Source organism: Dyadobacter endophyticus (assembly GCF_014641595.1).
In the GTDB taxonomy this organism is placed as follows: domain Bacteria; phylum Bacteroidota; class Bacteroidia; order Cytophagales; family Spirosomataceae; genus Dyadobacter; species Dyadobacter endophyticus.
Window position 1 is genome coordinate 987,278 of the sequence record NZ_BMIA01000001.1, and the last position, 11,968, is coordinate 999,245.

Annotated in this window: 14 protein-coding genes and 1 tRNA gene; 7 read left to right on the top strand and 8 right to left on the bottom strand. The window is 48.2% G+C overall.

Annotated elements, in window-relative coordinates; all coding sequences use genetic code 11:
- Positions 1-171: 171 nt before the first annotated feature.
- From IEY24_RS04080 to IEY24_RS04100, 5 genes are all read right to left on the bottom strand, one after another.
- Positions 172-645: a hypothetical protein gene (locus IEY24_RS04080; protein ID WP_188928911.1), complete on the bottom strand. Its 474-nt coding sequence runs from the start codon at positions 643-645 to the stop codon at positions 172-174.
- A 34-nt stretch (positions 646-679) separates the two neighbouring features.
- Entirely contained in the window at positions 680-1,642 is a 963-nt protein-coding gene (gene miaA / locus IEY24_RS04085; RefSeq protein WP_188928913.1) for a tRNA (adenosine(37)-N6)-dimethylallyltransferase MiaA, read from the bottom strand.
- Positions 1,632-2,537 (bottom strand): hypothetical protein, encoded by a 906-nt coding sequence (locus IEY24_RS04090; RefSeq protein WP_229221307.1) that lies wholly within the window; start codon positions 2,535-2,537, stop codon positions 1,632-1,634. The genes miaA and IEY24_RS04090 overlap by 11 nt, the downstream gene beginning before the upstream one ends.
- A gap of 100 nt (positions 2,538-2,637) precedes the next feature.
- On the bottom strand, positions 2,638-3,243 hold the full coding sequence (locus IEY24_RS04095) for an outer membrane beta-barrel protein (RefSeq protein WP_188928916.1): 606 nt from the start codon (positions 3,241-3,243) through the stop codon (positions 2,638-2,640).
- A gap of 138 nt (positions 3,244-3,381) precedes the next feature.
- Positions 3,382-4,251, bottom strand: coding sequence for a methylated-DNA--[protein]-cysteine S-methyltransferase (locus IEY24_RS04100; protein ID WP_188928918.1), 870 nt, complete (start codon positions 4,249-4,251; stop codon positions 3,382-3,384).
- A 168-nt stretch (positions 4,252-4,419) separates the two neighbouring features.
- Here IEY24_RS04100 and IEY24_RS04105 point away from each other — a divergent pair, with 168 nt between their 5' ends.
- Positions 4,420-4,719, top strand: a complete 300-nt coding sequence (locus IEY24_RS04105; protein ID WP_188928920.1) for a hypothetical protein — start codon at positions 4,420-4,422, stop codon at positions 4,717-4,719.
- A gap of 249 nt (positions 4,720-4,968) precedes the next feature.
- Here the strand turns inward: IEY24_RS04105 and IEY24_RS04110 are convergent, their stop codons facing one another.
- Positions 4,969-5,952 carry a Gfo/Idh/MocA family protein gene (locus IEY24_RS04110; RefSeq protein ID WP_188928923.1) on the bottom strand — a complete coding sequence of 328 codons (984 nt, stop codon included), beginning with the start codon at positions 5,950-5,952 and terminating at the stop codon, positions 4,969-4,971.
- A gap of 100 nt (positions 5,953-6,052) precedes the next feature.
- Here IEY24_RS04110 and IEY24_RS04115 point away from each other — a divergent pair, with 100 nt between their 5' ends.
- The 4 genes from IEY24_RS04115 (at position 6,053) to IEY24_RS04130 (ending at position 8,823) form a co-directional block, all read left to right on the top strand.
- Positions 6,053-6,274, top strand: a complete 222-nt coding sequence (locus IEY24_RS04115) for a VF530 family protein (RefSeq protein ID WP_188928925.1) — start codon at positions 6,053-6,055, stop codon at positions 6,272-6,274.
- Between the two features lie 41 nt (positions 6,275-6,315).
- Positions 6,316-7,191 carry a DnaJ C-terminal domain-containing protein gene (locus IEY24_RS04120; RefSeq protein WP_188928927.1) on the top strand — a complete coding sequence of 292 codons (876 nt, stop codon included), beginning with the start codon at positions 6,316-6,318 and terminating at the stop codon, positions 7,189-7,191.
- A 7-nt stretch (positions 7,192-7,198) separates the two neighbouring features.
- On the top strand, positions 7,199-7,498 hold the full coding sequence (locus tag IEY24_RS04125) for a chaperone modulator CbpM (protein WP_188928928.1): 300 nt from the start codon (positions 7,199-7,201) through the stop codon (positions 7,496-7,498).
- A gap of 89 nt (positions 7,499-7,587) precedes the next feature.
- Positions 7,588-8,823 (top strand): DEAD/DEAH box helicase, encoded by a 1,236-nt coding sequence (locus IEY24_RS04130; RefSeq protein ID WP_188928929.1) that lies wholly within the window; start codon positions 7,588-7,590, stop codon positions 8,821-8,823.
- A gap of 61 nt (positions 8,824-8,884) precedes the next feature.
- On the opposite strand, the gene IEY24_RS04135 is transcribed toward IEY24_RS04130, so the two are convergent.
- Positions 8,885-9,337, bottom strand: coding sequence for a CHRD domain-containing protein (locus tag IEY24_RS04135; RefSeq protein ID WP_229221309.1), 453 nt, complete (start codon positions 9,335-9,337; stop codon positions 8,885-8,887).
- An 87-nt stretch (positions 9,338-9,424) separates the two neighbouring features.
- Positions 9,425-10,060 (bottom strand): SH3 domain-containing protein, encoded by a 636-nt coding sequence (locus tag IEY24_RS04140; protein ID WP_229221315.1) that lies wholly within the window; start codon positions 10,058-10,060, stop codon positions 9,425-9,427.
- Positions 10,061-10,256: 196 nt separating this feature from the next.
- Between IEY24_RS04140 and IEY24_RS04145 the strand changes: the two genes are divergently transcribed.
- Together IEY24_RS04145 and IEY24_RS04150 are read left to right on the top strand one after the other, a co-directional pair.
- Positions 10,257-10,329, top strand: a tRNA-Lys gene (locus tag IEY24_RS04145).
- Between the two features lie 226 nt (positions 10,330-10,555).
- Complete coding sequence (locus IEY24_RS04150; protein ID WP_188928932.1) at positions 10,556-11,869, top strand: site-specific integrase; 1,314 nt, start codon at positions 10,556-10,558, stop codon at positions 11,867-11,869.
- The last annotated feature ends 99 nt before the right edge of the window (positions 11,870-11,968 follow it).

The window sequence follows — 11,968 nt, forward strand, 5'->3', positions numbered from 1 at the left end:
CGGGTTTAACCATTTCCCGGTCCGACACAAGCCGCAATATCCTAAAAAACCACGTACTTTCTATTATTATCCATGGTTTATTTGTGAAAATTCAAGACGGAAACAATAATATTACACAATTTGAAGGATTTATGAGAATATTCTATTGTCTTGTGCGATTTGGACAACTATTCATGCTTTCGGCCCCCCTTTTAATCCTTCAGGGCCCCTTTTTTCGTCTTTTAAGGCATCGTTAACAGGCTCGTTGACGAGTATCCTTTTGATGAGATACCTCAGTGTCAGCCCCGTTAATATTACCGGCAGTAAATGCGCGCCGTAAATGAATGCCTTGCCTGTGATCCGGTAGGAAAATGACGAAAAGGTCACAAGTACATACATAAACCAGAATAGGGACACAGCTGTCAAAGTGAGATAGCTGAAAATCGCCGTCTTCTTTTGCGCGAACCTGTAAACCAGCTCACAAATAGCCAGCAGCACACCCACCACGATCGTCACTGTAAGCAACGCCCGTGGAAAATTGCGGATGTAATGATGCTTGTAAATCAATACCCCGATTTTTCCGATCAGATTCGGATGCGCGAGGAGGTATGCATCCGTGACGCTCAATACCAGCAGCAATAACAAGCTGCTCCATTTACGATTCATTTGTTTTGACGACGTTTTTTTGATGGGGTTACACTTACATATTACTTGTATTACCGCTTTTAAATTCCCGGTAATGCGCAATTACGAAACGGATTTTCTCGTTCTCCGCCCACTCGTGGGGTATCCAGTTGATTTTCAGGCCGTCCTTTTCCATTTTCCTGAAAAACGTCATTTGCCGCTTGGCAAACCGGTGTATCTCGGTTTCCAGCTTGACGCACATTTCTTCATAGGACAGCCCGCCTGTCAGGTACAAGGTTACATATTTGTATTCCAAGCCGTAGTAGATTAATGATTCATCACTAATACCTTCATTAAGAAGATTTTGCACCTCTTCTATTAAACCCTGCTTTAACCTGGCCGCGAGTCTTTGGCTAATGCGTTCGCGCCGCGTTTCGACTGGTGGGTTCAGGCCGAATATCATGGCGGGATATGCCTGATCTTTTGTACCAAACCTTATTTCTTGCCCGGGATGCTCGCTCAGGAATGTGGCGATTTCGAGCGCGCGTATGAGGCGCTTGCGTGTGGATGTATCAGCCAGCGAGTGGTAAGGAGAGTTGGATCGATGAAATTGTTCCAGCAGTTGTTCGGTAGTTTGGTTTTCAAGGCTTTCACGCAATGCTTCATTGACGGGCACGGTGTCGTTGGCATGCCCTTTCAGTAATGCATACATATAGAACCCGGTTCCCCCGCAAACGACAGGAATGTGGTTTGCGGCAAGTATTTCCCGGTAGGAATCCGCGAAATCATGCTGAAAATCATTGACATTGTATTTTTCGCCGGCGTCACGGATGTTGATCAAGTGATAGGGGATGCTGCGCCCATTCACCCGATACTCGTCCAGGTCTTTGCCTGTTCCGATGTCCATTTGCCGGTAAACTTGCCTCGAGTCGGCGCTGATGACTTCGCCGCCGATCTCGTATGCGACGCGTGTGGCCAGGTGCGTCTTCCCCGAGGCCGTCGGCCCGAGTATGACCAGTAACGGTGTTTCAAGGTTCATCAGGTGCTGGCTTAATGGTCTTCACATATTTGGTGCTGCCCAAATTAAACACTGTTAGATAATCAACCGATGAAATTTCGGCCAGTTCTGGTGTTTTGGATACGCGCGCCATATTGCGCAAATCCACGAGGACTTCCCGCGGGGCCATGCTTCCCCTTTCTTCGAAGTTCAGCCGCAGGTAGCTCCGGCCGTCGGACCATTCGTGGTCGGCGTAAGTCATAATATCGTCCGGTGCTTTTTCGCGGATAAATGCATTCAGCAATTTATCCAGCGCTCCAACAACATTGGTTCCCTGCAAGCTCGCAAACCGGATCAGCTCATGCGACCGGAAGGGTTGCGCCCCTTGTTCGAAAATGCGCGCATTGCTGAAAGTCGCGATGGCCACCAGCAGTTCTTCCGGCAGTTGATCAAATGCAAAATTGGAAGGCAAGACCCGGTAATATCGCTTTGGCAGAAAAAGGCCATAGCGAAATTTAGACGTCGTAGGCCCATTCAGATGATTGTCGTCAAGGAATTGCGTTGTGAGGGCGTTATCGATCCGGCGAGCAAGTGTGAGCCGCGCGGGAATCCTCGCGGATCGTCCGAGGATAGACGTCAGCCGGGATTGGACGATGCTTCTTTTAGCCAACCAGTAATCTTCCCAAAGCACAACGCCCAATATGCCCGCATTACGGATGCTTGCCAGTTTGAGGGTAATGTCGTGAAGCAGTTTTGTGCCGTCCGACTTCCGCCACGCTTCGAATTCGACCGGAATTATCTTCATCACTACACGATCACCATCGCCGATCAGGGCAACGGGCAATGTAAAATCAGGCTCGCGCACAAGGTTGCACGGGAACGAAATGGATATCAGCCAGTTGCAAAGTTGGTCGGGAAAGGGTAATGTGTCAGCCAATAGAATGCCCTTAATTGAGCCGGCAATTTAATGCGGGAATGTCGGACAACAAAAAAACGCGCCGTCGGGCGCGTTCTCAATTCAAATGCATTGAAGGGATTTATTTGCCTCCCAGTCCGAATATGACACCTACATTCACACCGCCGAACTTAGACGTGGATTCAAAGTCGATATTGTTGGGCGAGCCGGTTTCGGAATCGTGGTTTTTGTTTCCAAATACAAAATGGTAAATACCTTCAACCTGGATACCGACATTTCCGAACGCGAACACCAGACCGGCACGGGGCGCGGCACCAAAGTTGCTGCGTTTAGACGATTCCAGCACTGTTTCACCGTTCCATTTCGCCTTGTACTTTGAAAAATAGACCCCGGCATCGCCACCAATGTAAGGGCGGATCACGCCCTGGGTGAAGAAGTAGTCAAGGGTGCCGGTTACGGGCATAAGCGTTCCGGTACTGCTGAGCGTTTGGCCGGCCACGCGGTAGTCACTTCCGTCGGCATAGATTTTACCGGCAACCCCAATGGCAAATTGCGGAGAAGCGAAGACGCGAAGGTTTACACCACCGCCTGCCACTGTCTTGGAATCTTCCACGTTGGATTTGGCGATCCCACCCTGTAATCCCAGCGAGAACTGTGCAAAGCTTGCCGACGTCGCCGTGAGGATAAGAGCGAAAACTGCGAGCGAAAAGATGAGTTTCTTTTTCATGTTGATGTTTTGATTTTGGTTGATAGTTTGTAAACCGGTCATCCATAATCAGTCCAACACGGAAAAATTGCATTGTACAGGCTCTATTAAATTGTCATACAATCCATTATAGTGACAATTTATTTTTATTGTGCTATTTTAAATTGCTTGTTTCTGTGCAAAATATTCCTCATCCTGACGGGCAGCCTCCCAACCAATCAGCGCCTTTTTACGCAAACTGCCCCAACGGTATTCGCCCAGAATGCCTTCTTTTCGGATCACCCGGTGACAGGGGATAATGTATGCGATAGGGTTGTCGCCGACGGCGGAACCCACGGCGCGAACGGCTTTGGGGTGGCCGATCTGTTGGGCAATCTGTTGGTAGGTGGTTACCGCACCTTGTGGGATGCTGAGCAATGCTTCCCATACCTTTAACTGAAAATTGGTCCCTTGCACGAGCAATGGGAGCTTTTCGAGTGATTGTTCCGCAGGGCTGAAAATGCGCCGAACGAAGCCAGCAGTCAACTGCTGATCCGGACGGATGGTGGCGTAGTGCCATTTACGTGCGAGTTCGATCAACTGGAAGTCACGGGTGGCATCGTCCACAAATGCCATGGCGCAAATGCCCCGTTCGGTGGCGGCGATGAAACAATCCCCGAAAGGTGTTTCATGAAACCCATAGCTGATTACCAATCCTTTACCTTCGCTCTTGAACTCCTGTGGCGTAACGCCTTCTATTGAAATGAAATGGTCGTAGACCCGGCTTTGGCTCGACAACCCGGCCGATTCGGCCAGCTCGACGAGGTTGTTCGATTCCCTGATCCGGTCTTTCAGATAGCCCGCAGTAATGTATTGCAGGAACCGCTTCGGGCTCACACCTGCCCATTCCGAAAACATGCGCTGGAAGTGAAACTGACTGATGTTCACCTCGCCGGCGACCTCGGTAAGCGTAGGTTGTTCTTTTGCGTTTGCCACGATGTATTCGATGGCTTTCGCGATTTTGTCGTAGTTATAAGCTTGCTGGTCCATGGGATGTTTTAATTTGTTGATACAAATTTGGCTTGCCCCTCCCGGGAAGCCAACCCGAAACTTGCGCAAGTATCTTGCACCAGTCACTAAGCAGGCCTGGTACTGTTTATGTATGCCGGTTTATATTCGCATCAGTTTAAATACCACAATTGAACGTTCCTTACAGCCATGAAACTACTCTTTGCCAGTCTCTTTGCACTGTTATTAGCCCACAGCGCGCATTCGCAGAATTTCAAAGCCGATCTCCGGAAACTGAACGGGCAGATCGAAACGGCCTACAAGAGCCACAAACTTACCGCTAACGAATACGCCAAACTGAAACGTGAGCGGGATATGATCCAACTGACGATCGACAAATCGCTGGCCGACGACATCCTGACACCCGACGAGAAAAACAAGATCCATTCGAAAATCGTCCGTTCGCGGAAGCGGCTTTCGAAATACAAGACTAACAGGGAGATTTATTAAAGCAAAATGGCTCCTGCATTGCTTTGCGGGAGCCATTCGGAATGGACGGTCCGGACGGTCAGTATTCTTTCTTACCATCCTTTTTCGCCTTTTTATCGGCTCTTTTTTCTTTCAGGGATTTAGTCGCCTCTTTTTTGTCGCTCCCCTTATCCAGGTTTTTTCCTTTGGCCATGACTATTGAATTTTAAAGTTGTGTAATCTTTCAAATAACAGCAATAACCTGCGCATTTGTATCCATCGCCAGGAAAATTATTGCTTTTGGGTGATCCTGTCCATGATCAGGTTCGCCCGCGCGCCGGTATCGCCACTACTCGGGCACTTGCCCTCGCCGCGGAGCTGCCCCACGATCGATTCGATGAGTGGCTGCTGTACGTGCTGAGGATAAGGGATATGAAAAACCTCGATGCCTTCCGAAGTTTCGACATGTATATCGAACTTCTCGAAAAACGAAAAGGTAATGCGCCCCTTCGAACCGACGATCTGTGCCTGGTCTTCGCGCTGGTCTTTATCTATGGTGTAGCACCAGCTTCCTTTTCCTAATATGCCTGATTCGAATTCGAAATTGGCCACCACAATATCGTCGGCCTCATACAGGCCCGCCTGGTTGCGGGCGATGCCCGATGCGTGGCGAATGGGGCCGAAAATGAATTCGAGCAGGTCGAACTGGTGAGAAGCGAGGTCATGAAAATGCCCGCCGCCGGAAATTTCGGGATTTACCCGCCAGCGCGGCTTCGGATTTGGCCCGACTTCCTCTTCGTATGGCTGCCATTGGAGGCAAATATCTACGAATCGGATATCTCCGATTACTTTTTTGTCGATCAGTTCCTTTACTTTCAGGAAGTAATCCAATGCCCGGCGGTAATAGGCTACGAAAACCGGCACGCCGGTGCGCTTGCTTTCGGCATTGATACGGTCGCATTCTGCGGCGGTACGTGCCATGGGCTTCTCGATGTAAACCGGCTTACCCGCCTGCATTGCCTTGATAGCCAGGCTTTCGTGGGCGTCGGGCGGCGTGGCGATGTAAATTGCGTTGATATCGGGGTCGTTGATAAGCGCCTCGGCGTCGTCATACCATTTGGGCACGCCGTGCCTTTCGGCGTAATCTTGCGCCAGTGCTGCGTCCCGTCGCATTACCGCTACCAGGGAAGAATTGGGTACCTTGTTGAATGCAGGGCCGCTTTTGACTTCGGTCACATTGCCGCAGCCGATAATACCCCATTTAATCTGATCCATCGGACAGGTTTTAGATTTTGAACTAATCAACCTGCATAATAATTATTTATAAAGAGAAATCTACTTTAAAACAGACAGCAACATTTTTCGAACGGTACGCATGGACACACAACCGAATAACCCGCTCCACGGCAAAACGCTGGAAACTATTTTGAATGAACTGGTGGACTATTATGGCTGGGAGCAAATGGGTTATTATATTAACATCAACAGTTTTCAGCACGAGCCTAGCGTCAAATCGAGCCTGAAATTTTTAAGAAAAACACCCTGGGCACGTAAGAAAGTCGAAGACCTGTACCTGGAAATGCTGGAACGAAAGTAGGTAGCTTTGTCAACCATTATCACTTCATACATTGATTATTTATGGCTTTTGTAGATTATTATCAAATTCTCGGACTCGATAAAAATGCCGACGATAAGGCCATCAAGAATGCATACAGGAAACTGGCGAGGAAATACCACCCCGACCTGAATCCGAACGACAAGGAGGCTGAGAAGAAATTCAAAGAGCTGAATGAGGCCAACGAGGTGTTGAGCGACCCGGAAAAGCGAAAGAAGTACGATAAGTACGGCAAAGACTGGCAGCATAGCGAGGAGTTCGAGCGAGCGCGGCAGGCGCGCAGCCAGGCGCGAGGGGAGGAGGGGCAGTGGTACGGCGGAGGGAACGAAGGGTTCTCGGATTTCTTCGAATCCATGTTCGGTTCCGGTTTCGGTGGCGGTCGTCAGGCTCGTTTCCGGGGGCAGGATTATCAGGCGGAGATCCAACTGGGCCTTCGCGACGCTTACGAAACGCACAAGCAAACGTTGACCGTGAACGGCAAGAACATCCGCATTACCGTTCCGGCGGGTGTCGAGAATGGCCAGACGATCAAGATCCCGGGGCATGGAGGCCCGGGAAGCAACGGCGGACCGAATGGCGATCTGTACATCACGTTCTCCGTGGGTACCGATGACAAACTCAGAAGATCGGGCAATGACTTACATTTGAAAGCCGAACTGGACCTTTATACGGCAGTGCTGGGCGGGGAATTGGTGGTTGAAACATTGAGCGGCAAAGTGAAACTTCCCATCAAGCCGGAAACACAGAACGGCAGCATTGTGCGTTTGAAAGGTAAGGGGTTCCCGGTTTATAAAAAGGATGGCCAATTCGGCGATCTCTATGTGACTTTCGATGTCAAAATACCCACTAACCTGACCGAGCGGCAAAAGGAATTGTTTACAGAATTGTCTAAATCCTGAAAACGATATGGAAAATGATCAATTGATTGCTATCGAGGTATTCTGTGCGAATTATGACGTGGAATATGCATTTATAGAGTCATTGCAGGAACACGACCTGATCGAAACGGTGACCGTCGGCAATACCCGCTTTTTGCAGGTGCCGCACCTGAACCAGATCGAGCGCATTATCCGCTTTCACCGTGAGCTCGACATTAATCTGGAAGGCATCGAGGCCATTCAGGGCCTGCTGAGCCGCATCGAGCATCTCGACCGGGAGATGGCCTTGCTGCGTAACCGGTTGCGGTTTTACGAGCCGGGCCTATAATAAATCATGCATTGCCGGATAACCGGTTATCTTTGCACTCCCATTAAAACGAAGGGCGGACCGGCGTCGGTCTGCCCCATTACTTGCCTATGAAATTTGAAGATTACCCCATTGCCGCGGAGATTAAGCGGAGTCTGGACGCAGCCGGGTTTAAAAAACCAACGGATATTCAGTTCAAAGCCATTCCGGCGGTGATGAAGGGGGAAGATGTGCTGGCCATCGCGCAGACCGGTACAGGTAAAACGGCCGCCTTTGCGATCCCGGTGGTTGATAAATTACATAAACAGAAATCGTCGAGCCGTTCCGAAGGGATCAAATGCGTGGTGATGGTGCCTACCCGCGAGCTGGCGATTCAGATTGCCGAGGTGTTTACGAGCATTTCGAAATATACCAAAGTCAAGACATTCAGCGTCTTCGGAGGGGTAGAGCAGGGGCCTCAGATCGCAAAGCTTGAAAAAGGAATCGATATTCTCGTCTCTACGCCGGGGCGGATGTTTGATCTGGTGAGCCAGGGTTATATTAAGCTGGACCGCGTTGATACCCTCATTCTTGATGAGGCTGACCATATGCTCGACCTCGGGTTTATCAAGGACATTCAGGACCTGATCCGGCATTTACCTAAAAGAAGACAAACGTTGTTTTTCTCGGCGACGATTGATGAAAAGATTAAGAAACTAGCCTATTCGCTGGTCAGGAACGCAATCCGCATTCAGATTTCTCCGAAAAATCCTGTCGCGAAAAATATCGACCATTCCGTAGCATTTGTAGCGATGGACGACAAGCGTTTTTTTCTGGAACGCGTCATTCGCCAAAATACAGAAAAAAAGATTCTTGTGTTCGTACGCACGAAGGTGCGGGCGGAACGGGTGTACAAGGCGCTCGAACGCATGGAAATCAAAAGCCTGACTATCCATGGCGATAAGGAACAAGCCGACCGGCTCACCGCCATGAATGAGTTCAAGAAAGGCAATGTAAAAGTGCTGATCGCAACCGACGTCAGTGCGCGGGGGATCGATATCCCGAGCGTGGATTATGTAATTAACTACGATTTACCAGAGCAGCCTGAGAATTACGTCCACCGTGTAGGCCGTACCGGTCGTGGCACGCAAAAGGGGATCGCCGTATCATTTTGCAGCGAGGAAGAAAAGCCCGTTCTCGACGAGATACAGCAGTATCTCGACAAACCCATTGCGGTGCTGAAACTAACCGCCGGCGAATACGCCGAGACGCTCGAACTTACGACCGACACGACCGACGATCTCGGGGCGCTGATGCGTGAGATCGCGGAGTTTGAAACGAGACAAAAGAAGAAAGGTAGAAAGTAAGACAAGAAAAAAGGCTTTCAGGATCGCTCCCGAAAGCCTTTTTCATATGGTGGATTATCGCTTATTCTTCGAATTTGTCCGCCAGGATTTGTCCACGGATTTCTCCGTATGGGTACAGGTCGGTAGGGATGTTAATGTACATCAAACCCAGGATCAGCTGTGTTTGTTGTTCCGTATTAGCCAATTTGTAAGTACCGCTTACCTGGCCGGTAGGTTTGTTGGCCAGTTCTTTAATGATCCCGCCGCGCTCCCAGGCTGGGTTTGCTGCGTTAAGGGTTACCGAGCTTGGAGTGATATTTTGGAAATTGATATTGTATTTCAATTCCATCGTATTCTTGTTATACTCAAATACCCCTGTGCCCTGTGCTGACGATGTAGCCTTTGGAACGGTTGGGCTACTATTGATAACAGCCGAGAACTTCACAATGTCATCTTTGTGAGGTCCTTCCTCTTTACAGGAAGTTACAAATCCTAACATCAAAACCCCCGCGATTAATAGTAAAAAACGTTTCATTGGCTTTCTCATACAATTTAAATTTAAAATTTAACTCCTAAATATACATACAAACTTAAACGCTGCAAAAATGATACCAGTTTGCTGTCATATATTCCAAAGATCACTTTTACGGATATAAACGATCCGGTTGTTCCAAATAACCCTGTCCCAATGATCGACGGAACCGATTATTGTCAGTTTATGTCCTTTTCCGACCTTTTCAACGACGCCCGCCGCTGATGAGGGCTCGTCGCGCAGGAAGGTATTTTCATTCACTATTATGCACGTTTGGTAAAGGGAAGGGACATTTAATATCCCCAGTAACGCCAGCAAATAAACAATAATGGAAACTTTGTGAATCTGCAAAATTGGCTCCTTCCGACGTGTCTTTGTAACCATTATGACAACTATATAGGTGCCCAAAGTTAGAAGCAATATTGGAATGTAGTCGCCATACCTTCGATAAAATATTATGAAATAGTTGTAATCGTCGAATTCATAGCCACTTAGATTCTGCTCCTTTGCAAGCTTATCCATTTTTTCAAAAAGGTGCCTTGACGGCTGCACGAGGGCCAATTTGCTGAGGAAAAAAAGGCAGTCGGTATAATTGTTCGTTTTCTCTGCCAGGAAAGCCAGCTTCAAAAGCAGCGCCTGGCTATTTTTTTCGGTGAGGTTGAAATTTTTTTTGTAGAGCGTCTGTGCCTCGGGATATCTGGCGATAGCGAACAGAGAATCAGCCATTTTAAGCTCCTTCTGATTGGCACAAAAGGCAGTGGCAGGCGCGAAAAAGGCCAGGAACAAAAACGAAAAATACAGGTTTTTCTTGTGGGGTACTTGCATTATACTTTAAAGAATTCTACTTTTGCATCGCAATTACGGAAAAGGCCACGGCTAATCCAAGACTGCAAACCTTCGAAAGCAGAAGCAAGTAGAAAATGATTCCGTAGCTCAGCTGGTAGAGCAATACACTTTTAATGTATGGGTCCTGGGTTCGAATCCCAGCGGGATCACTGAAAGCGCCTCAAAGGGCGCTTTTTTCGTTTAAAAACGTCATTTTTTCACTGTTTTCGAAGATAAGCATATCATTCTGATCCATTCCAGATCAAAGCATTCGGTAACCTATTCGGTAACCTGTTTTGCTTACTAAATTAGGTTACCGAATGGACATGTTTGACAGAGGCGATTTTGACCAAGGTTTCTCAAACATCAATGTTTTTCTAACCTTAAACTGTGAGGATGATGAATTTCAAACAGAACCTGACTGTACTCTTCTGGCTGTACAGACAAAAAGCGAAAGCAGACGGCAAAGCTCCCATTTACGCCAGAATCACAATCGACGGTAAGTACACCGAAATTTCAACAGGCAAGAAAGTAAACCCGGCATCCTGGGACTTGGATACCAAACAGGTTACCGGCTCAGGACTGGAAGTAAAGCTGGCTAACCAGAAACTGGCCCAACTGCAAACTGATGTCGAACGGATTTTCAACGGCCTTCAGACTCAGTTCCGTGAGGTTACCCCTGCAATGGTTAAGAATGTTTACCTGGGCAAACCTGCGATCGAGCAGCCTAAGCTAGCCAAGCCTGCTGCCAAGAACGAGCAAACCGTACTGGAAGTCCTCGATGAATTTATTGCAAAATTCGAGAAGCGCGTTGAACGGGAAAATGTCTCGTATGAGACCTTGAAGCACTGGCGCAGCACCAAGAAGAAGGTTGCCGGTTTTATCAAATATCACTTCGATCGTGAGGACATTCACTTTTCCTCTCTTCCAGACACATTTGCGGATGACCTCTATGATTATTTGACGCTACATGTTGCGAAACCGCTAGCCGAGGTAACAGCGCGCAAGGAAGTGAAATGGGTACGTCAGATCGTGAAAATTGGGGTAAAAAAGAAATACATCCCTTCCAACCCCATGGAAGGCTTCAAATGCTCCGGCGGCGATGTGGAGGTAATCCCGCTGGAATTCTGGCAAGTCGAGAAAATCCAGCAAAAGCAATTTAGCGTTGACCGGATTTCTGAGGTTAGGGATGCATTCATTTTTCAGTGTTTTACCGGCTTCGCCTATCAGGATATATACGACCTCAGTCCGGAAAATGTCGTCCTGGTCGGAACTAAGAAAGAACGCTGGCTTGTGAAGCACAGAGGTAAGACAGAGGTTGGCGAAATGGTCCCTATTCTGCCGATCGTCGACCAACTGATATCCAAATACCAAGACCATCCTTACTGTATTGCAAATCGCAAGTTAATCCCGGTAAACAGCAACTACCGCTACAATGTGTATTTGAAGGACATCGCTCAACTATGCGAAATCCGGGATGTTAGTGGAAGCATCAGGCGGCTGGACACGCACGATGCTCGGCATTTCTTCGCGGATATGATGCTGAATAATGGTGTCCCTTTGGAGGATGTTAGCAAGATGTTGGGACACAGAAGTATCAGGACTACCATGCGCTACTGCCGAGTTAGAAAATCGAGGATAAGTGAAAGTGTCGCAACTCTAAGAGACAAGTTGTTTGATCCATGTGGTTCCTTACGGGCAACCACATAGTGTGGGACTGATATTTTTTCCCTAAAAATCGGCCTATGGCAATACATTGATAATGTAGTTGACATAGGCCCTTTTATCAGCCGTATCTATGAAACTTGA